The organism is Amycolatopsis sp. NPDC004747 (assembly GCF_053601335.1).
Genome location: NZ_JBSGBQ010000005.1, coordinates 221,258 through 245,182, shown reverse-complemented (window position 1 = coordinate 245,182; position 23,925 = coordinate 221,258). Strand labels below are relative to the sequence as shown.

Genomic DNA, 23,925 nt, shown 5'->3' with positions numbered 1-23,925 from the left:
ACTGATCGGCTCAAGCGAGCAAGTCTTCATCGCAGCTTCCCTCCCCTGTAGGTGTCGGTGACCGGCCGGCCTTCTCGCCAGACACGGCCGGCCACCGTCCCCTTCGATTCCTCTTCCGTTCCCAGGCGCCGGAGCCCGGGTGACTTCCGGTTTAGCGGCCTGACCTCGGCTGAGTGCAAGGTAAGTCGACGGGTGAGTCTGGACTCAGTCGACGGATCTTCACTCGTTCGGACGAAGGTGTCCTGCCGACGGGACGTCAAGGGCTCGACTGGGGCCAGCCGGGCGGCACTTCGTGATAGGTCTGCAGGTGTGGACGACTGGGACGTGCCGTACCGGCAGAGCGTGTACGAGGTACTTGCCCTGCTGCGAGGTGACTGGACCGTCGCCGTCCTCGCGACCCTCGCACTCGGCGAGCTGGAGTTCACCAAGCTGCGGAACGAGGTGAACGAAGCCGAGGAGCGCTCCGGCTGGACGGCGCACTCGAAGCCGCTGACGGCTCGCACGCTGACCGACACGCTCCGGCGGCTGGAGCAGGACGGGCTCGTCGAACGACGCGCGGAAGGCAGCGCCTTCTCCAATGTCTGGTACAAGCTGTCACCCGACGGCCGTGCGCTTCTGCGCGCGCTGCGTCCGTTGGCCACGTGGTCGCAGCAGCGTCGCGACCAGACACGAGCCGACAGCCGCGGTCATCGCTAGGCGGTCGACTTCACGACTCGGACCTGATTGCGCCCGGCGTCCTTGGCCGCGAACAGCGCGTTGTCAGCGGAGATCAGGACCTCTTCCAGCGAACTGCCCGCCGCGGGGAACGCAGCTGCGCCGATCGACACGCTGACGTGGAAGCCTGGTCCGGCATCCGGCTCGATGACGGTGCGTTCGACGTGCTCCCGGATGCGGTCCGCGATGGCGTGAATCGCGTCCGGCGAGCTGCCCGGCAGCAGGACGACGAACTCCTCGCCACCGAACCGCCCGCAGAGGTCATCGCTCCGGACTTCGCTCCGGATGGCGTTGCCGACGAGGACGAGCGCCCTGTCGCCGGTCAGGTGTCCGTGAACGTTGTTCACATCACGGAAGTGGTCGATGTCGATCATCAGGACACCGACGCTGAAGCCGTGCTGGCGAGCGCGGTCGATCTCCTTCGCCGCGATGGCGTGCCAGCTCGCCGCGTTGAGCAGTCCGGTCTTCGAATCGGTGGTCGAGGCGTGCTCGAACTGGCGGATCAGGACGCTCCGGTGCAACGCGTAGAGCGGCAGGAACAACACGATCACGAGCCACGGGCGCAGAGTCAGGAGGACCGCGGTCAGCGCGCCCATGCACAATGTCGCCAGCTCGAGGATGTTCTCGTTGAGTGCACCAAGCATCCGCTTGAACGAAAGGCTCCGCCTGGCAAGGGCGATCGCCACGCCGACGATCGTCGAGTTCGCGGTGAAGTAGATCGCGATCACCGATGCCAAGCCCACCGCGGTCCAGATTCCGGCTTCCTGGCCGGGCGGCACGACGTGCAGCTGCTTGGCAGCCCACCCGGCGATCTGGCAGGACAGGATGACGTTCGCCGTGCTGAAGATGACGCGGTGCGCGTGGATCCCGGCGACGCCTCGCCAGCTGCGCAGCCACAGGTGCAGGTACAGCAGCACGGCGACAAGGGCCGCCAAGGCGGTCGGGAGGGTCAGCGCGGCGGCCAGGGTCCACACGGATGAGAAGTTGACGTGCGGAGTGTCCGAAAACCGCCGTCGCCGCCGCTCGACTCGTCGGGTCATCTCCGCGGCCAGGATGCCGAGCCCGACGATCAACCCGCAGGACACGACATCTCGCCAGGCCATCGGGGCCCTCGCGTCGAAGACGATGGCCGCTACCGCGATGGCGTCGATGACCAGCAGAAACACCGCCGCGGGCCGCGGTAGCAACCAGATAGCCCATCGTGACCAACCAGAGCGCTCAGCCACCCCCTCGTTCGGCATACTGATCTCGCTTCCGTTCCCAGGGGAGGACCCGAGGTCCTCGAGCTCCGGCCGCCGCACCTCGGCACCTCCCGCCGCCGGACGCTCCGGGAGGGGGTCACTATGCGTAACAAGGACTTCTGAGCGCGCTGAATCCACGGGTGCGGGCTCGTCCTCGACAGTTCTCGCCTGCCGAGGTCGAGCCGCCCACCAGACGAACCCGGCCGCGACCGCGGAGAGTGACGCCACCGCGCCCGACCCGGCAACGACGAAGACGGGATCGAGCCGCTCGGCGACAACGCCGGCGCCGAGGATCGCGATGCCCTGCGAGCTGTAGAGGCAGGTGCTCAGCCGTCCCATCGTGGTGCCGCGACGCGCGTCCGGCACCAGCTCGACGACGACCGCCTGCAGCCGGATCAAGTAGATGGTGGACAGCACACCCGAGACCGCCCAGAGGCCTGCGGCCCACCAAGCGCCGGGTAGCGCGAGGCAAGCGATCAGGGGCAGGCCGGACGCCGCTGCCGGCACGACGACCAGCTTCGCCGTGAGCGCGGTATCGGGCCGGAGCCGGCTGGCCAGCCAGCCGCCGAGCACGCTGCCGACGGGATCGGCCGCCATCAGGACGCCGACCCCGATCGACGTCAGGCCCACCGCGTTCGCGTACGGCGCCGCCAAGCCTTCAGGTACGACAAGAAATCCGATCATCGCGGCCAGCATGTAGATAGCGACCATGCGCGGGTCGGTGGCCACCGAAGCTGACCGCGGCGTCGTCTTGGTCTCGGCCCGGCTGACGGGACGAGTTCGGACCACCGCGGCGACCACAACGGCGCTGACCAGGAACGTCGCGGCGTTCACCAGCAGCGCGCCGCTGGTGCTCAAGCTCGTCACGAGCAGGCCGCCGAGCCCGAAGCCGGCCACCTGGGCCGTTTGTGTGCTGATCTGCCGGAGGCCGAGACCGGCCTGGTACAGCCCGTTCGGAAGCACGTCCGGCAGGAGCGCGAGCTGAGCGGCCTTGAACGGCGCCGCAGCCATCGTCAGGCATCCGATCAACGCCCAAAGGATCCAGAGCGGCATCCCCGGCACGGCCATCGCCGCCGCCAGCACGGCACGCACGACGTCGGTCACGACGATCACCGTCCGGCGCGGATAGCGGTCCGCCAGGCCGGAGAGCAGGAAGCCGCCCAGGATCGCCGGCACGAAGGTCAGGGCGTAGGTGAGCGCCGTCAGCGCCGCGGAGTCCGTGCGGGCATAGACCAGCAGCGCGAGCGCCACCCGCGCGACCTGATCGCCGAAGACCGACAAGGCTTCGGCGAGCCACAGCGCGCGGAACTCACGACCTCGCAGCGCCGCCGCAAAACCGCGGGACCCGGTTTCGGTCATCGGCCCTCCCCACCGCCGTCGAAACTCGCCCGGCAGGCCCCCCTACCTGGAAGAACCACGGTATGCCCGCTCCGTGTCCATGTGGACACAAGTAGCGACAGATCACCCAATCGCAGCACGGCCGTGACGGTCCGCTACTGACTTGATCGACTTCTGCCGATCAGAGCAGGCGGCTGTTGAACCCCGCCGCGACCAGGCGATCGAACGCGGCGGCCACAGCGGGCGGCACCGGCTGCTCGATGGCGAAGCCGCGTTCGGGGTAGATCATCACCCGCTGCAGATCGCCGATCATCATGTCGACGACCTCGGCGGCGTCGCCGATCGTCTTGACGTACTCCTCCAGCGTCAGCGGCGCCGACGTGCACGTCACCGCGACTTCAGGCCACAGGCGCCGGCAGGTCGCGAACGCCCGCCGCTCCATGTACGGCATCGAGATGAGGAGCACGGAGTCCGGTGACAGCCCGGCCCCGACGAGCAGGTCGCGGGAGAGCGTGATGTTGGCGCCGGTGTTCGCGGCCTCAGGCTCGACCAGGATGGCGGCGTCCGGCACGCCCAGCTCCAGGGCGCGCTCGCAGAAGTGGACGGCTTCGCCGCGCGGGAAGATGGCGGCGGTGTCCCGGCTGGTCGCACCGGTGAAGACGACGGTCTGGAACATGCCGCGGTGGTACAGCTCGGCCGCGTACTCGGCGACGCCGATGTCGTTGCATCCCAGTGCGATGGCGACGTCGCACGCAGAAATCTCGTGGTGGACCTGGTGGAAGTCCCACACGAGCTCGGCGTCGTGCCACTCCACATCGGTAAGTTGCCGCGTCACGGCGCGTTCGTACTCCCTCGGGTCGCGTGCGCGGGCTTACGCCTGGCGTTCGTACGCGCGGCGAATGCCCGAGATGGCCTGTAGCTGATGCATCATCCCGTACTGCGTCGAGGTTGCGGCGGCGCCCTCCAGCAGCTTGAGCCCGCTGTCGGCCGTGGCGGGGTCGGACAGCAGGAGGTGGCCGTGCGCGGTGTCGAGGCGAACGCGCTGCATGGGTGCGTCGCCGGGCCGGTGGTCGAGCGCCACCTGGAAGGCGACGCCGGCTTGGCTTAGGTCGCCATCACCGCGGTGCGCCAGGGCCAGCTTCTGGAACGCCACCGACCAGTCCTGCGGCTCTTCGAGAGCCTCGAACTGCCGGATGGCGGGCTTGATGAAGGTGATGGCGTCCGCGTTCCGGCCCGCCTTGCTGAGCGCGGTCCCGACCCAGAGCTGGGCGCGGGTGCGGTCGCGGGCATCGAGGCGGGTGTCCGCAGCCAGCTGCCGGTACTGCTCGGCGGCAGGCTCGTGGTTGCCGCCCATCTCGTCGAGGACAGCCAGCTGGAGTTCGAGCTGTGCGACCCGCCGGTCGGCACCGAGCTCGCGGAAGACCGCCATGGCGCGTCCGTAGCTCTGCCGGGCGGACATCGGTCCGGTGAGGACGCCTTGGTCCTGACGCAGATCACCGAGAAGTCGTAGCGACCGGCCGTAGAGGTAGAGCCCGCGGCCATCGCCGCTGGGGACCAGCCGGCCGGTCCAGCGATCCAGCAGGAGCTTCGCCAGGTCGAACTCCTGGCGGCCGAGGCAGACGGCGACTCGATCCAGGTCGTCGGCCCAGGTTTCGTAGTCAGCGCTCGGAGGCGATACCACGGCGGCGCCTTCGGCCAGCAGCTCTTCGAGGCCGCGCGACGTGACGCCGAGCGCCTTTGCGAGTTTCGGCCGCTTGTACGGCAGCGGCTCCGATTTGCCGCGTTCCCACTGCCCGACGGTAGTCGTGTCGAGGCCCAGTTCGATGGCCAGCGTCTCCTGGGTGTAGCCAGCTGCCTTACGAGCCCGGATGAGCCCGTGGCGCCGCGTTCCCATGATTCACTCCCTAGATCACCGCCTGAGGTCATCAGATTACCGCAGGTCAGATGGCTGTACACAAGATCTCCTACAGATTCGCCCCGGATGTACGCCCTGGTGATTCAGCTGGACGACCCGCGAAGGTCGATTTCGGCACCCCGGTGGCTGGTCGACCACCTCGCTTCCCCCTCCGATGTGAGCCCCGGTCACCAGGGGTGCCACCCAAGACCGGCGGCAACTGAAAACCATGACCTCGAAACAGAAATCAGACGACGAGCCAACGTCCGGTCCCGAATGGCCGAACGAGGAAGACCTGGCTCTGTACGTGTTGCTCAGCCGCCTGCTTCACGGGCTTCGTCACCTTCCTGAATCTTCTTCAGCTGACCAACGTAAAAGCAAGGACCGAACGATGCACGCAACCCGCAAACCTGCCGTACTCGCCGTAAGCGTCGGACTGCGCGATGCGCGTGAGCGCCGGAAGATGGGGCTCCGCGAGTTAGCTCGCCTACTGGGAATCAGCGCGCAGAAGCTGTCGAACGTGGAACTGGGGACAAACGTCCCCGAGCCCACGCTGGTCGCCCAGATTCTCGGGTGCCTCCGAGTCAGCCGTGCCGAATTCGAGCAGGTCATGAAGATCGCCAAGCAGCTCGACGTCCCGAACTTCGTCGACCAGTCCGCGGCACCGCTGATCGATCTGTTGTGGACATACGAGCAACTTTCAAGCCGAATCGTGGAGTGGGCGCCATTCCGCATCCCGGACCTCCTGCTGCCATCACCGCCGCCCGTCGCGGCTCAAGATGAGGCCGCGGAGCAGTCCGAACGCTATGACCAGGAGCTGTTTCACCGCCAGTGCCGCCGGCAGACGATGGAGCAAGGCGGACGCCGATACGTCTTCTTGATCGGCGACGAGGCCCTGCGCATGGCCCACGACAAACCCGACGGCGCTGAGCAGATCAGGCAGCTCCGCGAAGCAGGACGCCGCCCCGACGTCACAATTCATATCGTCCAGTCCGGGCCCGATTCCGCGGCAGCCTTCACGCTCTTCGAGGACGGCCCCAGGCCGATCGCCGTCGCGCTCAAGCACAGCCACTGCACGACGTACGGCACGGACAAGGACGTGCTGAACAGGTACCACGACACCGCGCGGGCACTGCTGGGACGCGCCTTCGCCCAGCCGGTCACGATCGAAGGCTGGCTCGATTCTCTCCAAGCTCGGGCGTCGTGATGGTCGCCGCCGTCATCTACGTCGACCCGCAGACGATCCAGCCGGTCCTCAACGGCAAGTGGCATCGAATGGACCTCACCGCGGTGCCGCAGCCGGGAGAAGCTGTCACCATGCTCTGCGGCGAATCCGGCGAGGCGGAGTTCAAGCTCTCCGGTGAGGGTCGAAACAACCGCGTCCACCAGCAATGCGAGCCCTGTGACGATGTCCTCCGGCAACGGAAGGGAATCCCGTCACGGCGCGATCGGATCGGCCGCCGCTGAAAGACTTTCAGGCTCGGGCAGCGTGCTCCGGCCAGACGACCGTGACGGCCAGCCCTCGATTCCGCGCCGCATCGACGACATCCGCGGTGCCGCCATGGCCGCCGGACGGTCCGCCGTCCCAGACCGCGACCATTTTGTCCACGATGGACAGGGCGTGCTCGCTGGCGGCCATGTAGGCGTCACGGTTCGACTCGGCGAACGACATCGTGTGGACGCTCGCTTCGGCGATCAGGGTGTCGAACTCGGCCACGTCGTCCGGCTTAACCTTGCGCTCGCGGTAGTCCGCCGCCGGCAGCACGACTTCGAGCGTCCCACCCAACTCCAGAACGACTCGGGCGAAAACCTGGTCCGCGCCGCGGGCCAAGCAGGTGACACCCACGAGATCGTCACGCTGTTCCCTCAGGATCTCGCGCAGCTCGCCGGCCACGAGCGCGACCATGGCCTCGGTCAGTGCCCCACGCTCGTGCGCCACGGCGGCGATCTCCGGGATTGGTTGCAGGGCGCCGGTTTCGTTATTCGCGGTCATGATCGACACCAGTGCGGTGTCCTCGTCGAGCGCGGCGGCGACGTCGGCCGGGTCGACGAGTCCGTCTCGGTCGACCGGGAGGAGCGTGACCCGGGCGCCGTGCAGGCGCTGCAGCGCGCGGGCCCCTCCGAGGATGGCGGGGTGCTCGGTGGCCTGGGTGATGATGTGCCGGCGTCCGGTGGTCGCGAGGGCGGCGCCGCGCAGGGCGAGCAGGTCGGCTTCGGATCCGGAGCCGGTGAACACGATCTCGCCGGAGCGGGCGCCGATCAGCGCGGCGATCTGAGCGCAGGCCTCGGCCAGGGCAGCTCGCGGGATGTCCGGGATGTCGGCGTAGTGGTGGGCGCTGGAGGGGTTGCCGAAGTGGTGGGTCAGGTGCGGCACCATCGCCTCAGCGACGCGCGGGTCGACCGGGGTGGTGGCGTTGTAGTCGGCGTGGACGGGGCCACCCACGAGGCCGAGATGCGGGGGCGCGCTCACGCGGCGGCCGCCACATCGACGGGCAGCTCGGCGACGCGCCATTCGAGCATGCCGTCGTGCAGCCGGATCGCCCGGCGGCCGTGCCCGGTCAGGGTGCGCACCGCGTCGTAGGCGAACACGCAGTACTCGCCGCGGCAGTACACGACGATCTCGAGGTCCTCAGGCAGCTCGCTGATGCGCTCGGCCAACTCGTCGACGGGAATGCCGATCGCGCCGGGGATATGACCGGCCGCGTATTCCTCGGCCGGTCGCACGTCCAGGATGACGATGTCGCCCGCGGCGGCACGCGCCTGGAGCTCGGCCCGGTCGATTTCCGTGGCGCCGTCGGTGCCGAGGTAGTCCCGCAGCGCCGGGGACACGGTGGCCTGGTGGGTTTCGGCGACCTTCAGCAGCAGCGACAGCAGCTGGGCGACGTCGTCTCCGGCCAGGCGGTAGTGAATGCGCGTGCCGTCCCGGCGGGCGATGACGAAACCCGCCTGCTTGAGCGTCTGCAGGTGCGCCGAGGCGGTCGTCAGGTTCAACCCGGCCGCACGGGCGAGCGCATCGACCGATCGCTCGCCCTGGGCGAGCAGGTCAAGCAGTTCCAGGCGCTTGCCGCTGGCCAGCGCCTTACCGCTGAGCGCGAACGCGCCGTAGAGCGCCGCCTTGCGATCGGCGCGGGTGTCCATCATGTACTCCTCCATAAATCCATGGAATATTGTAGCTTAGGATCGAACAGCACCGCACCCGAGCACGAGGAGGAGCCGTGGGCTTCGCCGAGGACCACCTGCTCCCGCTGGTCGACGACGGGCTCGGCAACAGCGCCTACCTCGTCGACCTGGGCGACGGCCGCGCGCTGGCCATGGACGTCAGCCGCGACCTGCGCGCCGTGCGCCGCGCGGCCGGGCGCCGCGGGCTGAGCGTCGCCTTCGCCGCCGACACCCACCTGCACGCCGACTTCCTCTCCGGCGCCGTCCAGCTCGGCCACGACGACGGCGCCACGGTGCTGGCCTCCGCCGCCGGCCACCGGGCATTCCCGCACACACCGCTGGCCGACGACGACGAGATCGACCTCGGCGGGCTGACGCTGCGGGCGCTGGCCACGCCCGGGCACACCGACGAGCACCTGTCCTACCTGCTGCTCGACGGCAAACGCGAACTCGGCGTGTTCACCGGCGGCTCGCTGATCGTCGGCTCGGCGGCCCGCACCGACCTGCTCGGCCCGGACCGCACCGACGAACTCGCCCGCGCCCAATACCGGTCACTGCGCCGGCTCACCACGCTGCCCGATGCCACGCCGGTGTGGCCGACGCACGGCGCGGGCTCATTCTGCTCCGCGCCCAGCGGCACCGAGCGGACCACCACCATCGGCGCGGAGAAAGCCGCGAACCCATTGCTGGCCGCGCCGGACGAAGACACCTTCGCCCGACGGCTGATCGCCCAGCTCGGCTCCTACCCCGCCTACTTCGACCGGCTCGGGGAAATCAACCGCCGCGGCCCGCGAGTGCTGACCGGCGAGCCCGCTGTCCCGCCGCTGACCGCCGCCGAGGTCCGGCAGCTGATCGGCTCCGGCGCACAGGTCGTCGACACCCGGCCCGCCGCCGCGTTCGCCGCCGGGCACGTCCCCGCCAGCGTGTCGATCCCGCTGCGGGATCAGTTCGCCAGCTGGCTGGGCTGGCTGCTGCCCGAGGATCAGCCCCTGATCTTCCTCACCACCGGCGACCACGACCTCGCCGAAATCGCCTGGCAGGCCTGCAAAATCGGCTACGAACGCATCGCCGGTCACCTTTCCGGCGGCATCGACGCCTGGCTCGCCGACGGCGGCGGTCAGGCCACGACCGAATTCGTCCGTCCCGCCGGCGCCCACGGACGCCGCTACCTCGACGTGCGCCAGAGCGCCGAATACGCCGCCGGTCACGTTCCCGGCTCCGTCCACATCGAACTCGGCGCCCTCGCCGCGCACGCCGCCGAGACCCCCGCGGGTGCGGTTGTCGCCTGCGGCCACGGTGAACGCGCGATGACCGCCGCCAGCCTGCTGGAACGCGCGGGCCGCACCGACGTCGCCGTCCTCGACGGCGGGCCGGGCGACTACGCCGCCGCGCACGGACAGCACCTCATCGAGGGCACGGCGTCGTGACCGGTACTCCGGCGCCCGCGGGCGAGCGTCCGGTCCAGCTCGGCCTTCGGGAGAACTGGCTGCAGTTCACCCTGCTGGTCGTCGTCAACACCTGTGTCGGCGGGCTGGTCGGGCTGGAGCGCACCACGGTGCCGCTGATCGGGTCGGAAACCTTTGGCCTGGCCAGCGATCTGGCGGTGTTTTCGTTCATCATCGCCTTCGGCCTGACGAAAGCGTGCACCAACCTCGCCGCGGGCGCGTTGACCGCTCGCTTCCACCGGCGGCAGCTGCTGATCGCCGGCTGGCTGATCGGTGTGCCGGTGCCCTTCGCGCTGGCGTGGGCGCCGTCGTGGGGCTGGATCGTGGCCGCCAACGTGCTGCTGGGCCTCAACCAGGGCCTGACCTGGTCGATGACGGTCAACATGAAGATCGACCTGGTCGGCCCGGCCCGGCGTGGCCTGGCCACCGGCCTCAACGAGGCCGCCGGCTACTGCGCGGTCGGCGGGGTCGCCCTGCTCACCGGCTACCTGGCCACCTCCTACGGCCTGCGGCCGGTGCCCGAGCTGATCGGCGTCGTCTTCGTCGCCGCCGGCCTGGGCTTGTCCCTGATCGTGCGGGATACCGCCAGGCACGTCGCGCTGGAACTGTCCCGCCACCCCAGCCCGGCCCCCGGAGAGGTCACCGGGCTGGCCGCCACCTTCGCGCGGACCAGCTGGCGCGACCGGTCGCTGCGCGGGGCCAGCCAGGCCGGGCTGGTCAACAACCTCAACGACGGCCTCACCTGGGGCGTGTTCCCGCTGCTGTTCACCCAGCACGGCCTCGGCCTCGCCGCCGTCGGCCTGATCAAAGGCCTGTACCCACTGCTGTGGGGCCTGGGGCAGATCCCGACCGGACACCTCGCCGACCGAATCGGCCGCAAACCGCTGATCGTCACCGGCATGCTGGTCCAAGCCGCCGCGTTCGTCCTCGCCCTGGTCCTGCTGGACAACCCGCTGCTGGCCGGGGTCGTGTCCGCGGTCGTGCTCGGCCTGGGCACGGCCATGGTCTACCCCGCGCTCATCGCGTCCATTTCCGACCACGCGCACCCGAGCTGGCGCGCCAATGCGCTGGGCACGTACCGGTTCTGGCGCGACGCAGGCTACGCCGCCGGGGCCCTGCTGGCCGGCATCCTCGCCGACACCCTCGGCCTCACCACGACCGTGGTCGCGGCCTCGATCCTCACCGCCGCGTCCGGGCTGCTGGCCGCACGCTGGATCACCCCGCGGCGGGACGCTTGACCGCGGCGACGCGTTCGACGGTGCCAAGCTTGAGCCGCTCGGCCCTGCTCACCTCGAACCCGGCCTCCTCCAGCAGCGGCAGCGGCCGACGGGTCTGGTAGTCACCGAGCATCCGGACCGTGACCTTCTCCAGCAGCCGCTGCCCGAACCGCAGCACCGCGTGGTCGCTGCCGATGTGGTCCAGCAGCAACAGCCGCCCGCCCGGGCGCAGGACCCGGTGCATCTCGGCGATCGCGGCCCGCTCGTCCGGGACGCCGCACAGGCCAAGCGTGCACACCGCCGTGTCGAACGACGCGCCCGGAAACGGCAACGCCTGCGCGTCACCCTCCCGCAGCTCGACCTCGCGACCGAGCTCGGCAGCGCGGGCACGGGCCAGCTCCAGCATGGCCGGGCTCAGATCGATCCCGGTCAGCCGGATCCCGGCCGGGTAGTGCGCGAAGTTGCGGCCGGAGCCGACCGCGACCTCCAGGACCTCTCCGGCGGCCTGCGCGCACACCCATTCACGGCCACCGGCGAACTGCAGCCGTTCCACCACCCCGATGTCACGGTCATACCGCGGCGCGTACCGGTCCCAGCGCCGGCGCAGCTCGGCGCCGTCAAGATCAGCCATCGCCTCTCCCCATATGATGAAGTTACTTCACTATGTACTATCTACACGAAATGCGGAAGGAGGTGGCATGGGATCGGATCCGGTCCAGGCGTTCGACAAGGCCTTCGAGCTGGCGGCACGGCTGGCCGAGGCGATGCGCGTCGCACTGGCCGACCGCGGCCTCACCGCCAGCCGCGCCGAGGTCATCTACGTCCTCGCCCGCGACGGCGAACTGATGCAGCGTGCCCTGGCCGACGCCCTGAACTGCACGCCCCGGCATGTCACCGGCCTCGTCGACCAGCTCGAAGACGCCGGCCTCGTGCAGCGGCGCCCCCATCCCCGGGACCGGCGAGCGATCTCGGTGGCGCTGACCGACGAGGGCGCCGCCACCGCGCGATGGATGACCGAAAGCCGGCACGACGCCGCGCGCGCCATCCTCGGCAACGTCCCCGACGCGGACCTCGCCGCGTTCGTCCGCGTCGCCGACCTCATCCTCACCACCGTCACCCCCGCCGCACCGTGAACGGCTACGACGTCGCGATCGTCGGCGGCGGGCAAGCCGGGCTCGCCCTCGGGCACGAACTGGCCGCGACCGGGCTCGACTTCGTCATCCTCGACGCCGGTGACGCCGTCGGGCACGTGTGGCGGGGCCGCTGGACGTCGTTGCAGCTGTTCACCCCCGCCCGCTACGCCGCCCTGCCCGGCCTGCCGTTCCCCGCGGACCCCGACAGCTACCCGGGCAAGGACCAGGTCGCGGACTACCTCGCCACCTACGCGGCGACCTTCGATCTTCCCGTCCGTACCGGGGTCGCCGTCACGACGCTGGCCCGACGCGGTGACGGCTTCGCCCTCGCCACCACCGGCGGCTTGCTCCGGGCACGCCACGTCGTGGTGGCCACCGGGCCGTTCCAGCAGCCGGCGATTCCCGCCTGCTCGACCGGTTTCGCCCCGGAGGTGCTCCAGCAGCACAGCAGCGACTACCGCGATCCAGCCCCGTTCGCCGGCAGGCGGGTCCTGGTCGTCGGCGGCGGGAACTCCGGCTTCCAGATCGCCGCCGAACTGGCCGCCCACCCCGCGACCGGACCGGTCGAGTTGGCGATCGGGACCCGCAACGTCTGTGTCCCGCAGCGGATCTTGGGCCGCGACCTGTTCTGGTGGCAGACCCGCACCGGCTTGATCACCGCGCCCGCCTCCTCGCGCCGCGGCCGGTGGATGCGCCGCGGCGACGGGACCGTCATCGGCCACACCCGCCGCTCGTTGCGCCGGCAGGGCATCAGCTTCCGGGCGCGGCTGCTGCACGCGGACGGCCGTACGGCCGTCTTCGCCGACGGGATGTCGGCCGAGGTCGACGCGGTGGTGTGGGCGACCGGATTCCGCCAGGACCACTCCTGGGTCGACGTCCCGGACGCACTCGCCGGTGGCCGGCTGCGCCACCACTACGGCCTCACCCCGGTGGAGGGTCTTTCCGTGCTCGGCTTGCCCTGGCAGCGCACCGCCGGCTCAGCGTTGCTCGGCTTCGTCGGCCGAGACGCCACCCATCTCGCCCGGCGCCTCACCGCAGTACATGCCCGCGCCGGCCGTTGAAGGTAGGACGTCGGCCTGCTCATCGGGGCACAGCGCCGCCGGATCCGTCAGCTCGTCATCTGCCGACACCTGACCGGGCGGCATCGGAGTCGGCGACGGCACGGCCCGCCGGATGTCCTCCGCCGTCCATCGGCGCGCCACCACCGCTGCTGATGGAGAACCCGCCGTTCCCCTTGTCGCCAGCGGTGGTCATGAGTTCAGTGAACCACGCCACCACCGGCACAGCACGTGAGCAGGACATGTCGACTTCCGCAGCGCCACGAGCGCCGATGTGGCCGAGAATCTCCGGAGGTGTTGTCGAGTTCCGGGCGTTCCGTTCGTCATCCTCTTCACCACACCCGATGCACCGACCTGGAGGACACGTGCAGTACATGCTGCTGATCTACAACTGCGACCGTCCCGAACCCGGCGACCCGGCCTTCCCCGATGCGCTGGCCCGGGTCAACGCCTTCGCCGAGGAATGCCGCCGGCGCGGCGCGTTCGTCTCCGGCCACCCCCTCCAGGGCGAGCACACCGCCACCACCGTCAGCGTCCGCGACGGCAAGACACTGATCACCGACGGCCCGTTCCCCGAGACCCACGAGCACCTCGGCGGCACCTACGTCCTGGACTGCCGCGACCTCGACGAAGCCCTCGAGCTGGCCGCGCTCTGCCCGATGGCCACCGACGGCACCATCGAGGTCCGGCCGATCGCCGGGGTCCCGGACCTCGACCACCGCCCGTCGACGGGCACATGACGGCCGCGCCCGTCCTGTCGGAGACCTACCGCGAGCACCGCACGAAGATGCTCGCCGCCCTGGTCCGCGTGCTGCGCGACTTCGAACTCGCCGAAGACGCGCTGCAGGACGCGTGCGCGCTCGCCCTGCGCAAATGGGACGACCGGCCACCCGACGACCCGGTCGCCTGGCTGCTGACCGCGGCCCGCAACAGCGCGATCGACCGGCTCCGGCGGGCCCGCACCGGCCGGGACAAGCTCGCCCAGCTCCCACCACAGCCGGAGGCGGCGACCATGAACTTCAACGAACAGCGCCTGCTCAGCCTCGGCGACGAGCGGCTCAGCCTCATCTTCACCTGCTGCCACCCCGCCTTGGCCGAGGAAGCGCGGGTCGCCCTCACACTGCAGGCCGTGGCCGGGATGACCGCGGGGCAGATCGCCCGGACCTTCCTGATCGCCGAGCCGGCACTGGCCCAGCGGCTCGTGCGCGCCAAGCGCAAGATCCGCGACGCGGGCATCAGCCTCGACGTCCCCGCCGACCACCTGCTGCCCGAGCGACTCTCCGGCGTCCTCGCGGTGATCTACCTGATCTTCACCCGCGGCTACACCACCGGCGGCGACCAGCCCGACTACCGCGAGCTGCAGCAGGAGGCGATCCGTCTCGCCACGCTCGTGGCCACCCTGATGCCCGACGAACCGGAAGCCCTCGCCCTGGTCGCGCTGCTGCTGGTCCACCGCTCCCGCTCGGCCGCCCGCTACACCCCGGCCGGGGACCTGGTCCTGCTCGAAGACCAGGACCGCTCCCGCTGGGACCGCGCCGAAGTCGCCGAAGCCGTCCGGCTCCTGGACCGGGCCCTGCGCTTCGGGACGCCCGGGCCGTATCAACTCCAGGCGACCATCGCGATCCTGCACGCCCAGGCACCCACCGCCGCGGACACGAACTGGCCCGCGATCGCCGCGGTGTATGAGCAGCTGCTCGCGGCGACCCCGTCCCCGGTGGTCGCGCTCAACCACGCCGTCGCGGTCGCCATGGCCACCACCCCGGCCGAGGGGCTGACCCTGATCGACCGGATCGAGGGCCTCGACGGCTACCACCTGCTGCACGCCGCCCGCGCCGACCTCCTGCGCCGCCTCGGCCACACCGACGACGCGGCCGAGGCGTACCGGCGCGCTCACGAACTCGCCACCAACCCCGCCGACCAGCGCTACCTCGCCGGCCGCATCCACGAACTCGAAACTTCACGAGACGAGCTGTCGAGAAGCCGGGCGGCCGATCGTCCTCCGGTGCGTCAACCGACGATTCACCGAAAGGACCCACACCGATGAGCAGCACCTCACAAGCCGCGACCTCGGTTCAGGCCGACATCGTCGTCGATGTCCCCCAAGAGCACGCCTTCCGCCTGTTCACCGAGCGGTTCGACGAGATCAAGCCCCGCGAGCACAACCTCCTCGCCGTCCCGATCGAGCGAACCGTGCTGGAACCCCGGACCGGCGGCACCGTGTACGACCTCGGCTCCGACGGCAGCCGGTGCACCTGGGCGCGGGTCCTCGCCTACGAGCCGTCGCAGCGGCTGGTCCTCAGCTGGGACATCAGCCCGCGCTGGCAGATCGAGTCCGACCCCGGCCACACCAGCGAAGTGGAAATCCGGTTCACCGCCGAAGGTGCCGACCGCACCCGGGTCGCGCTCGAACACCGGCACCTCGACCGGCACGGCGAGGGCTGGGAGAGCTTCACCAGCCTCGGCGCCGGCTCGGGCTGGCCGCTCTACCTCGACCGGTTCCGCGCCGCGACGCACCAGGATGCCGCAGAGGACTGAACCGGATACCGTCCACACCGGACCCGATCCCGGAGGCCACATGAGCACCGACGACTCGCACCGCCACCGCGCGGAAACGTTGCGCACGGCGATGGCCGGCGACACCGCAATCACCGAGGCGGCGCTCCGGACCGCGGTCGCGGCCCGCGCGGCGGGCGGGCCACCGGTCGCCGAACCGTACGACGCCCTGGCCCAGCGAATCGGTGCCACCTCCCACCGGGTCACCGACGCCGAGGTCGACGCCGTCCGCCAGGCGGCAGGCAGTGACAAGGCCGCGTTCGAGATCGTCATGTCCGCCTGCATCGGGGCGGGCCTGGCCCGGTGGGACGCCGCAGCCCGTGTGATCGCGGAGGCAACCGATGCGCCTGCCTGAAGTCGAACGCGGCGACGGCATCCGCACCAGGATGCTCATCCGGGTCATCTCCCTGGCGATGGGCGCGCGCCTCCCGGACGCGGCCCGGGTTGCCTTCTACCACAAGGGTTTCGTCGGGACAGCGCTCGGCGCATGGACCCAAGCGGCAATGCGCGGACCGAGCGAATGGTCCGTCGCCGAGCGGGAACTGATGGCCGCGATGGTCGCGAAGTGGAACTCGTGCCCCTTCTGCATCGGAGCGCACCGGGCCATCGCCGTGCACGGGATGGACAGAGCGGTGGCCGACGCGACACTCGCCGACTACCACACCGCACCCATCCCGGAGCCCCTGCGCGCCACCCTCGCCGTCCTGGAAACAATCACCCTGCGCCCTGACGAACTGAAGGGCGAGCAAGTCCGAGCAGCGCTGGCCGCAGGGGCCACCCAGCGACAGCTCGACGACGCAGCCGCGGTCGCGGCCGTGTTCAACATCGTCACCCGCTACGCCAACGCGCTGGACTTCACCGTCCCAACCGACGCCGAGTTCGACAAAGCCGCGGGCATGCTGCTCAAACGCGGCTACGCCTGACCCGCAGGCCCGATCGTGCACATCCCGTTCGTCTGCGACCGATAGGCGTTCGCGGGTCCTGAAGGGACCGGGTCAGCACTGCGTTCCGCCGGGCGGCCTGCGGCCTAAAGCCCGGCCCGAGGCGATGCGGAACTGCAGACTTGGGAGGGCCGGCGTCGGGAATAGCGCACCTACGAATACGTGCACTACCCCGGTAGCTGGTGAAGTGGGACTACAGGCGCTGGTTGGCACCGGCAGCAGATAGTGGACACGGGCTGAATCTGCGACGAGTGTTGCAGGTCACTCGATCCCCTGGTCCACCTCGGACGCTGTCAGCGGGGTTGGCAGTATCGGAGTGGTCACGAGTTGCGCTCTTCGCCATGGTGGTCGGATACATCGCGCAGTCGCGCGCTGCACTACTCTGCGCCCGATCGCGGCGTGATCGTCGCGCTCGAGGCATCGCGGATCTCGCCTCATGTCCAGGGAGGATCGCTCGTTGTCGTCAACACCGGGCTTCGTTGCGAACATGGAGCGTCACCAGGTCTCCGTCTACATCGGAGCGCTCGTCTGCGGCGCCCTGGTGGGCTGGGCCGCACCGGCTGCCGGGCCGGGGTTGGCGCACGCCATCAACCCGGCGCTGGCTCTCGTGCTGTACGTAACCTTCCTGCAGGTTCCGGTAGCCGAGTTGGGCCGCTCGCTCCGGGCCGGGCGTTTCCTGGTGGCGGCACTCGTCGTGAACTTCGTCGTCGTGCCGCTGGTGGTCGGCGCGATGTTCACGTTCCTGCCCGACGACCGGGCCGTGCAACTGGGTGTGCTGCTGGTCCTGCTGGCGCCGTGCGTGGACTACGTGATCGTCTTCAGTGGGCTGGCCGGCGGAAACAGCCGGCAGTTGCTCGCGGCTACCCCGCTGCTGCTGATCGCTCAGATGCTGTTGCTGCCGGTCTTTCTGTTCCTTTTCCTGGGTTCGGGCCTGTCCGATGCGATCGAGGCCGGTCCGTTCGTCGAGGCGTTCGTCGTGCTCATCGCCGTTCCTCTGGCTCTGGCGTGGATGACGCAGGCGTGGGCCGCCCGGAGGGAGACGGGACGGCGAGTGGCCGAGGCGGCGGGAAGCACCATGGTTCCGCTGATGGCGCTGACGCTGTTCACCGTGGTGGCGTCGCAGGTGCCCAAGCTCGATGATGGGTTCGCCTACGTCGTTCAGGTGGTGCCGTTCTTCGTCGTGTTCCTGGTGGTGATGGCGTTCGCCGGGCTGGCGGTCGCCCGGGTGTTCCGGCTCGACGTCCCCGCGGGCCGGGCGATCGTGTTCACCGGCGCGACCCGGAACTCGCTGGTGGTTCTGCCGCTGGCGCTCGCACTGCCGGACGTGCTCTCGGCCGCCGCCGTAGTTGTGGTGACCCAGACGCTGGTCGAGGTCGTCGGGATGGTGCTCTACGGGCGGGCGGTGCCGCGGCTGCTGCCAGCCCGCTGACGCGAGTCCGACGTGGCTCAGCAGGCGCCGGGATGCAGCAGGCGAGCGAGGCGGTCGACGGCGATCGCGTTGTCCGGGCCGAGGTCGTAGGAGTCGGCGAGTCCGAGGTAGCGCTCGTCCACGGCCGCCTTCCACTGCGGGTAGCGCGCGAACAGTGCTTCGGCCTGATCACGCGCGGCTGCTTGGGTGGTCCCGGTGATGATCACGGCGTCGACCTTGACCGCAGTGAGGTCGCGCGGGCCGACGGTCGTGACGGGTCCGGGTGTGGCGTCAGCGAGGACATTCGCGCCGCCGGCGCGGGCGAGCACGTCGTTCCAGACGCCAGTCGCGGCCGCGGTGACCCGGCCGCCGGGTTCGACGGAGCGGACGAGCAGGACGTTCGCCGGTGGCAGGCCGGCCACGAGATTGGACATGTCGCCGACGAGCTTCTCGGAGTCGGCGATGAGGCGTTCAGCGCGGTCGCTGACGCCGAAGATCTTGCCGAGGTCGCGCAGCAGCGTGTAGCTGTCCTCGATCGTCGGGTTGGCTCCGGGTTCTGGTGCCGCGCAAGCGGAGTCGGGGAGGTAGGTGGGCACGCCTGCGGCGGCGAGCTGGTCGAGGTCGTGGCTGCCGGCCGCGAGTACGAGGTCCGGTTTCAGGCGCATCAGGGTGTCGCGGGGAATCGGCTGTCCAGGGGACGCTGCGAGGCCGGCGGTGGGCAGCGCCGCGATGGCGGCAGCACGCTCGGGCTGGTCGGTTGAGGCCCGTTTCTGGGTGTTGGCCACGATCCGGTCACCGAGGCCGAGCGCGAGCAGTGACGACACTTCGGCGGTGGAGTCGCCGGTCACGACCACTCGCTTCGGTGGCTGGTCGAAGCGGTTGTCCCGGCCGCAGTTGGTGATCGTCACCGGGTATCCGGGTGCGGCGTGCGGGGCGGGCTGCGGGGCGGGGCTGGCGGTTCCCGGCAGCGGCGGGCACAGCGCGTCGCACGAGCTCAGGGTCAGCGCGCTGATCAGCGTGAGGGTGGCCGCGATCGATCGCTTGACGGGCATCAGCGTGCCCGCGGAGCCCGGGTCGGGGTCGTGGCTGCTGGAGCAGGGTCCTCGCAGTCGCACGTCGGCGAAGCTTCGGGCTGGTCGGGTTTGAGGACCCAGCGCCAGAGCGCGATGAGTCCGGCCGAGCAGACGACGGCGCAGGCGCCGAGCACGAGGTACAGGCCGGTGCTGGAGTTGGACCAGCCTTCGGCGAGGCTGGTGAAGCCCTGGATGAATCCGACGACCGGGTCGTCGGCACGCGCCTCGGCGGGGACGAACAGCGCCGACCCCCAGTAGTAGACGAGGTAGGCGCTCACGAGCAGCAGCAGGCTGCCGTTGATCCAGCGCAGGTGCGGCAGGGCGCGACCGAGGGTGCGGGCGAGGCCGTTGCGCAGCAGTCCGGCGCAGACGGACAGGGCCATGAGCACGATCGCCATTCCGATCGCGTAGGCGGCGAAGACGAGCAGGCTGGCGCCGATGCCGCCGCTGGTCAGCGAGGCGCCGATGACGACGAGGAAGATCGGCAGGGTGCAGCTCAGCGAGGCCAGCCCGTAGCCGAGGCCGAAGTACAGCATGGCGGCCGGGTTCCGGCGCTCGGAGCGCAGGCGGCCGGTGCGGATCGGCAGCTCCAGCCGCTTGCCGGCCAGGGTGGCCACGGCAACGGCGGCCATGACGATGCCGAGCGCGAACCCGATCCAGGGGATCGCGGTGGCGATCTGCCCGACGCCGAGGGTGATCGGGATGCCGATGACGGCGAAGACGGCGAGGAAGCCCGCGGTGACCAGCAGTCCGACGAGGATGCCTTGCACCGCGCGGCTGCCCGCCCGGGGCAGTTTCTCCTCCTGCGCCCCGACGTAGAGGGACAGGAACGCCGGGAGCATGGCGAAGCCGCAGGGGTTGAGGATCGCCAGCCCACCGGCCAGGAACGCGACGATGAGCGACATCAGGCGGTCACCTTTTCCCGCAGCAAGTTCAGATAGCCGCTGGTGACGGGGTTCGGGTCGGCGTCGAGGACGGTGCCACGTTCGTCGACGATGACCCGGGTGTCCAGGCACTGCAGATGGATCTGCTGGGCGAGCTTGCTGCCTGGGTCCAGCGCGACCGTCCAGTCCGGGCGGCCGTAGGTGGTGCGCCATTCGGTCAGCGCTGACTCGGACTCGGCGGGGTTGACGAAAACTGCCAGGACCCGCGGGGCACCGGAACCGAGGCCGTCGAGGACCTTCCCCATCTGCGCCGCTGCGGACGGGCAGGTGGCGCAGGTTGCCGCGTCGACGAACCAGATCAGCGTCTTCTTGCCCGCGATCGTCGCTTTGGTGACGGCGGTGCCGCCGGGAGCGGTCAGGGCGAAGTCGGGGAACTGCTTGCCCACCGACGCTTTGGTCGCGGTGGTCGCGATGCCGTCCGCGGCCGCTGGGCCGGCTCCGTCGGTGCCGCCGCGGGTGACCATGATCGTGACCACGACGACGATGACCGCGACGATCGCGGTGATGGTGACCGCGATCTGGGTTCGCCTCTTCCGCTGGAGTGCGGCTTGCCTGGCGCGCGCTTCGCGGCCCATCGATCACTCCTCGTCCGTGGAACCGGGACCTGGGATACGGGCCGGGTGCCGGCCGCGCCACCACTGTACTACTGACTTACTCAGTACTGCCAAATCCAGTACACCCGCGCGGTGACACGCAGGCTCGGCGCGACCAGCGGTGCAAGGACACAGGAGGTGTGACCTTGCACTGCCGGCCGTGCCATCACAACGACGGTCAGGAACGCCGTTCCGGCGATGCCCCGGGCGCAGCGGAGGTACCCGCCTCGTCGGTGCCGCAGGAGCTGCACCCGCAATCGGAGGTGGTCGCCACGACCGGAGCCACCGGTTCGCTCGCGGCGGGCCCACAGCCGCAGTCGGACGAGGCCTCGGCTGCAGCAGCCGCCGTCTCGGTGCCGCAGGCCGAGCCCTCGGCGCAGCCGCACGAGCTCGACACCGTCGCCAGCTCGATCCGGGACGGCTGCGTCGCCGGAGTCGATGCCGGTGCCGGTGCCGCCACGAGGCCGCGGCGGCGCAGGAGCCGCAGGCCGTTGGCGATGACCACCAGCGCGTAGCCCTCGTTGATCAGCACGCCTTCGGTCAGGGTGAACGCGCCGGTCAGCGCCGCGGTGACCAGGACGACGACCATCGCCAGCGACAGCACGATGTTCTGGTTGATGTTGCGCCGGGCGCGCCTGGCCAGCGCCACCGCATACGGCAGCTTGGTCAGGTCGTCGGCCATCAGCGCGACGTCCGCGGTCTCCAGGGCGACGTCGGTTCCGGCCGCTCCCATGACGACGGCGACGTCGGCGGTGGCCAGGGCGGGTGCGTCGTTGACGCCGTCGCCGACCATCGCGACACTGCCCTTGCTGTTGTCCTTCCGGAGCGCCTCGATGGCGGCGCTCTTGTCCTCGGGCATCAGCTGGGCGCGGACCTCGTCGATGCCGAGCCGGTCGGCGATCGAGCGGGCGACCGTGGTGCGGTCGCCGGTGAGCATGACGGTGTGCGTGACCCCCAGCTCCCGCAACCCGTCCACTGCGGCGTGGGCGTCGGGACGCAGCTCGTCCGCCACGCCGAGCAGGCCGATCGTGTGCCCGTCGTCGATCACCTCGACCGGCGTCGCGCCGAGCTTTTCGATGGCCGCGAGCGCGTCGGTGGTCGCGCTGTCGGCGCCGTGTTCGCGCACCCGGCCCACGGTGACCAGCCGGCCGTCGAGCACCGCTTCGGCGCCGATACCGGCGACGGTGCGGGCGTCGGGCAGTGGCCGAACGGTGAGGCCCTGTTCGCGGGCGGCGCGCACGATCGCCTCGGCGATCGGGTGGGTCGCACCGGCCTCCACGTTGGCCGCGATGCTCAGCAGTTCCTCCGGCGAGTGCCCGTTGAGGGCATGGGTGGCCACCAGTGTCGGCCGGCCGAGGGTCAGGGTGCCGGTCTTGTCGAAGGCGACGGCGTTGACAGTGGCCAGCCGCTCCAGGTAGGCACCACCCTTGATCAGGACGCCGTCGCGGGCCGCTCGGGCGACCGCGGAGACGACGCTGACCGGCACGGACAGCACCAGCGCACACGAGCAGGACACGATCAGCACCACGAGGCTGCGGTAGAGGGCGTCGGTGAAGGTCAGTCCGGCCACGAGCGGCCCGAAGGCGGTGACCAGCACGGCCAGCACGATCATCGCCGGGGTGTAGATGTTGGCGAACTTGTCGGCGAAGCGCTGCGCGCGGCCGCGGTTGGCCTGGGCTTCCTCGACTTCCTTGATCACCCTCGCCAGGACGGTGTCGACGTAGGGCTTCGTGACTTCGACCCGTAGCGCGGAGCTGCCATTGAGGGTGCCGCCGAACACCGTGCCCTCGACGCCGACCTCGACCGGCATGGACTCGCCGGTGATGGCCGAGGCGTCGATCCAGGATGTCCCCTCGATGACCACGCCGTCGGTGGGCAGCCGCGATCCGGGCCGCACCAGCACGATGTCGCCGACCTTGAGGTCCTCGACCGGGACGGATTCGGTGATGCCGTCGCCCGTGAAGCGTTCGGCCATCGGCGGGCTGAGTTCCATCAGCGCCCGGATCGAGCCACGGGCGCGGTCGGCGACGTAGCTTTCCAGGACGGCGCCGAGGGAGAAGATGACGACCAGGTCCGCCGCTTCGCCGGCGCGGTCGAGGTAGAGGGCGCCGATGACGGTGACGACCAGCAGGACGTTGAAGGAGAACTTCCTCGACCGCAGCATCGACCACGCGTTGCGGGCGGGGTAGATGATGCCGATCGCGATCGAGCACAGCGCCAGCACCTTAGCGGTCGTCTCGGCTTCGAAGACGTACTCGGCGACCTCGGTGGCGGCCAGCAGCACGGCGGCGATGGCCAGGAATACCAGCTCGCGGCGCAGCCACCAACGCGACTTGCGTTTCTTGGGCCCGGCGTTGGCGCTGCCGATGCGTTCCGGTTCCAGCGTCAGCCCGGAGGACGCCGCGGTACGCAGCAGGACCGCGTCGTCCACGGTGGTCGCGGCCTCGACGGCCACCACACCGGTGGCGGCCAGCAGCCGGACATCACGGACGCCGACGACTCGCCGCAGCGAGTTCAGATCGCTGGCGCAGTCCGTGCAGCCTGCCACGACGCGATACCGGCGAACCTCGACATCGTTTTCCGGTGGTGCGTCGATGGCGCTCGATGTCGGTGGTGTGCCCATCAGAGCCTCCCGCCTGTTCTGTCAAGAGCACGACATTCCAGACCGACGGTAAAGCTTGGACCGCACACCAAAGTCAAGGTCAGAAGCGGGCTTTTCTCAGGAGTTCGACGCCAGCGTCACCGTGTTCGGCGGCTTCCACACACCCGGAGCGGGATCGGGGCAGTTCGGGCTGGGAATCTGCTCGACCATGTCCTCGAGCGTGGCCCGCAGGGTCGCCAGCCGCTGCATCTCGGTGTCGATCTCGCTGATCCGGTCCCGCAGCAGCACCGCGGCGTCCCCGCAGGGGCAGGTGCCGGTGTCGCGGACGCCGAGCAGCTCGCGGATCTCCCGCAGCCGCAGCCCGAGGCGCTGGGCACCCTGGATGAAGTGCAGGCGGTCGACGGCGTCCTGGCCGTACCGGCGGTAGCCGCCGGCGCTGCGCGGCGGTTCCGGCAGCAGTCCGATCCGCTCGTAATGGCGGACCGTGTCGGGGCTCGAGCCCGCGGCCTTCGCCAACGCCGCCACGGTCATGGCCGACTGGGTTTCCATATCCTCTCCAAGGAAGGCAATATACGGAATATTCCAGTACGTATGATTCTAGTAGTCTGGCCC

General features: G+C 70.1%; 24 protein-coding genes. 13 read left to right on the top strand and 11 right to left on the bottom strand.

From position 1 onward, the window contains the following. Window positions 1-309 precede the first annotated feature (309 nt). Window positions 310-696 carry a winged helix-turn-helix transcriptional regulator gene (locus tag ACWEGE_RS10035; RefSeq protein WP_158641374.1) on the top strand — a complete coding sequence of 129 codons (387 nt, stop codon included), beginning with the start codon at window positions 310-312 and terminating at the stop codon, window positions 694-696. Here the strand turns inward: ACWEGE_RS10035 and ACWEGE_RS10030 are convergent. The 3 genes from ACWEGE_RS10030 to ACWEGE_RS10020 all read right to left on the bottom strand — a co-directional run bounded on the left by ACWEGE_RS10030 (window position 693) and on the right by ACWEGE_RS10020 (window position 5,187). After that, entirely contained in the window at window positions 693-3,314 is a 2,622-nt protein-coding gene (locus ACWEGE_RS10030) for an MFS transporter (protein ID WP_449660084.1), read from the bottom strand. The genes ACWEGE_RS10035 and ACWEGE_RS10030 overlap by 4 nt on opposite strands. 160 nt (window positions 3,315-3,474) lie before the next feature. After that, entirely contained in the window at window positions 3,475-4,128 is a 654-nt protein-coding gene (locus tag ACWEGE_RS10025) for a YdcF family protein (protein WP_449660083.1), read from the bottom strand. Between the two features lie 36 nt (window positions 4,129-4,164). Beyond that, window positions 4,165-5,187 carry a helix-turn-helix transcriptional regulator gene (locus ACWEGE_RS10020; protein WP_449660082.1) on the bottom strand — a complete coding sequence of 341 codons (1,023 nt, stop codon included), beginning with the start codon at window positions 5,185-5,187 and terminating at the stop codon, window positions 4,165-4,167. A gap of 229 nt (window positions 5,188-5,416) precedes the next feature. Between ACWEGE_RS10020 and ACWEGE_RS10015 the strand changes: the two genes are divergently transcribed. Both ACWEGE_RS10015 and ACWEGE_RS10010 read left to right on the top strand, forming a co-directional pair. After that, window positions 5,417-6,394: a Scr1 family TA system antitoxin-like transcriptional regulator gene (locus tag ACWEGE_RS10015; RefSeq protein ID WP_449660081.1), complete on the top strand. Its 978-nt coding sequence runs from the start codon at window positions 5,417-5,419 to the stop codon at window positions 6,392-6,394. Beyond that, a complete protein-coding gene (locus tag ACWEGE_RS10010) occupies window positions 6,394-6,654 on the top strand; it encodes a hypothetical protein (protein WP_449660271.1) in 261 nt (86 codons plus the stop codon). Before ACWEGE_RS10015 ends, ACWEGE_RS10010 begins: the two co-directional genes overlap by 1 nt. Before the next feature lie 7 nt (window positions 6,655-6,661). On the opposite strand, the gene ACWEGE_RS10005 is transcribed toward ACWEGE_RS10010, so the two are convergent. Together ACWEGE_RS10005 and ACWEGE_RS10000 are read right to left on the bottom strand one after the other, a co-directional pair. Further along, window positions 6,662-7,657: a cysteine desulfurase family protein gene (locus ACWEGE_RS10005; protein ID WP_449660080.1), complete on the bottom strand. Its 996-nt coding sequence runs from the start codon at window positions 7,655-7,657 to the stop codon at window positions 6,662-6,664. After that, the gene (locus ACWEGE_RS10000) at window positions 7,654-8,325 is read right to left on the bottom strand and encodes an ArsR/SmtB family transcription factor (RefSeq protein ID WP_449660079.1); all 672 of its coding nucleotides are present in this window, start codon (window positions 8,323-8,325) and stop codon (window positions 7,654-7,656) included. The genes ACWEGE_RS10005 and ACWEGE_RS10000 overlap by 4 nt, the downstream gene beginning before the upstream one ends. Before the next feature lie 77 nt (window positions 8,326-8,402). Here ACWEGE_RS10000 and ACWEGE_RS09995 point away from each other — a divergent pair, with 77 nt between their 5' ends. Together ACWEGE_RS09995 and ACWEGE_RS09990 are read left to right on the top strand one after the other, a co-directional pair. Further along, a complete protein-coding gene (locus tag ACWEGE_RS09995) occupies window positions 8,403-9,773 on the top strand; it encodes an MBL fold metallo-hydrolase (protein WP_449660078.1) in 1,371 nt (456 codons plus the stop codon). Beyond that, complete coding sequence (locus ACWEGE_RS09990; protein WP_449660077.1) at window positions 9,770-11,029, top strand: MFS transporter; 1,260 nt, start codon at window positions 9,770-9,772, stop codon at window positions 11,027-11,029. The genes ACWEGE_RS09995 and ACWEGE_RS09990 overlap by 4 nt, the downstream gene beginning before the upstream one ends. Here ACWEGE_RS09990 and ACWEGE_RS09985 read toward each other — a convergent pair. Next, entirely contained in the window at window positions 11,007-11,639 is a 633-nt protein-coding gene (locus tag ACWEGE_RS09985) for a class I SAM-dependent methyltransferase (protein ID WP_449660076.1), read from the bottom strand. The genes ACWEGE_RS09990 and ACWEGE_RS09985 overlap by 23 nt on opposite strands. Window positions 11,640-11,706: 67 nt before the next feature. On the opposite strand from ACWEGE_RS09985, the gene ACWEGE_RS09980 reads away from it, so the two are divergent. The 8 genes from ACWEGE_RS09980 (at window position 11,707) to ACWEGE_RS09945 (ending at window position 18,122) form a co-directional block, all read left to right on the top strand. Next, window positions 11,707-12,141 (top strand): MarR family winged helix-turn-helix transcriptional regulator, encoded by a 435-nt coding sequence (locus ACWEGE_RS09980; protein WP_449660075.1) that lies wholly within the window; start codon window positions 11,707-11,709, stop codon window positions 12,139-12,141. After that, window positions 12,138-13,202 carry a flavin-containing monooxygenase gene (locus ACWEGE_RS09975; protein ID WP_449660074.1) on the top strand — a complete coding sequence of 355 codons (1,065 nt, stop codon included), beginning with the start codon at window positions 12,138-12,140 and terminating at the stop codon, window positions 13,200-13,202. The genes ACWEGE_RS09980 and ACWEGE_RS09975 overlap by 4 nt, the downstream gene beginning before the upstream one ends. 362 nt (window positions 13,203-13,564) lie before the next feature. Further along, a complete protein-coding gene (locus ACWEGE_RS09970; RefSeq protein WP_449660073.1) occupies window positions 13,565-13,939 on the top strand; it encodes a YciI family protein in 375 nt (124 codons plus the stop codon). Next, on the top strand, window positions 13,936-15,243 hold the full coding sequence (locus ACWEGE_RS09965) for an RNA polymerase sigma factor (RefSeq protein WP_449660072.1): 1,308 nt from the start codon (window positions 13,936-13,938) through the stop codon (window positions 15,241-15,243). Before ACWEGE_RS09970 ends, ACWEGE_RS09965 begins: the two co-directional genes overlap by 4 nt. Then, window positions 15,240-15,734 (top strand): SRPBCC family protein, encoded by a 495-nt coding sequence (locus tag ACWEGE_RS09960; RefSeq protein WP_449660071.1) that lies wholly within the window; start codon window positions 15,240-15,242, stop codon window positions 15,732-15,734. Before ACWEGE_RS09965 ends, ACWEGE_RS09960 begins: the two co-directional genes overlap by 4 nt. A 40-nt stretch (window positions 15,735-15,774) precedes the next feature. Beyond that, complete coding sequence (locus ACWEGE_RS09955) at window positions 15,775-16,107, top strand: hypothetical protein (RefSeq protein WP_449660070.1); 333 nt, start codon at window positions 15,775-15,777, stop codon at window positions 16,105-16,107. Next, window positions 16,094-16,675, top strand: coding sequence for a carboxymuconolactone decarboxylase family protein (locus ACWEGE_RS09950; protein ID WP_449660069.1), 582 nt, complete (start codon window positions 16,094-16,096; stop codon window positions 16,673-16,675). The genes ACWEGE_RS09955 and ACWEGE_RS09950 overlap by 14 nt, the downstream gene beginning before the upstream one ends. A 505-nt stretch (window positions 16,676-17,180) precedes the next feature. Then, on the top strand, window positions 17,181-18,122 hold the full coding sequence (locus ACWEGE_RS09945; RefSeq protein ID WP_449660068.1) for a bile acid:sodium symporter: 942 nt from the start codon (window positions 17,181-17,183) through the stop codon (window positions 18,120-18,122). 17 nt (window positions 18,123-18,139) lie between these two features. On the opposite strand, the gene ACWEGE_RS09940 is transcribed toward ACWEGE_RS09945, so the two are convergent. The 5 genes from ACWEGE_RS09940 to ACWEGE_RS09920 all read right to left on the bottom strand — a co-directional run bounded on the left by ACWEGE_RS09940 (window position 18,140) and on the right by ACWEGE_RS09920 (window position 23,862). Next, window positions 18,140-19,153, bottom strand: coding sequence for an ABC transporter substrate-binding protein (locus ACWEGE_RS09940; RefSeq protein WP_449660067.1), 1,014 nt, complete (start codon window positions 19,151-19,153; stop codon window positions 18,140-18,142). After that, on the bottom strand, window positions 19,153-20,079 hold the full coding sequence (locus tag ACWEGE_RS09935; RefSeq protein ID WP_449660066.1) for a cytochrome c biogenesis CcdA family protein: 927 nt from the start codon (window positions 20,077-20,079) through the stop codon (window positions 19,153-19,155). The genes ACWEGE_RS09940 and ACWEGE_RS09935 overlap by 1 nt, the downstream gene beginning before the upstream one ends. Continuing rightward, window positions 20,079-20,693, bottom strand: a complete 615-nt coding sequence (locus ACWEGE_RS09930; RefSeq protein WP_449660065.1) for a redoxin domain-containing protein — start codon at window positions 20,691-20,693, stop codon at window positions 20,079-20,081. Before ACWEGE_RS09930 ends, ACWEGE_RS09935 begins: the two co-directional genes overlap by 1 nt. Before the next feature lie 196 nt (window positions 20,694-20,889). After that, entirely contained in the window at window positions 20,890-23,334 is a 2,445-nt protein-coding gene (locus ACWEGE_RS09925; RefSeq protein ID WP_449660064.1) for a heavy metal translocating P-type ATPase, read from the bottom strand. A 96-nt stretch (window positions 23,335-23,430) separates the two neighbouring features. Continuing rightward, a complete protein-coding gene (locus ACWEGE_RS09920; protein WP_449660063.1) occupies window positions 23,431-23,862 on the bottom strand; it encodes a heavy metal-responsive transcriptional regulator in 432 nt (143 codons plus the stop codon). Window positions 23,863-23,925: the final 63 nt, after the last annotated feature.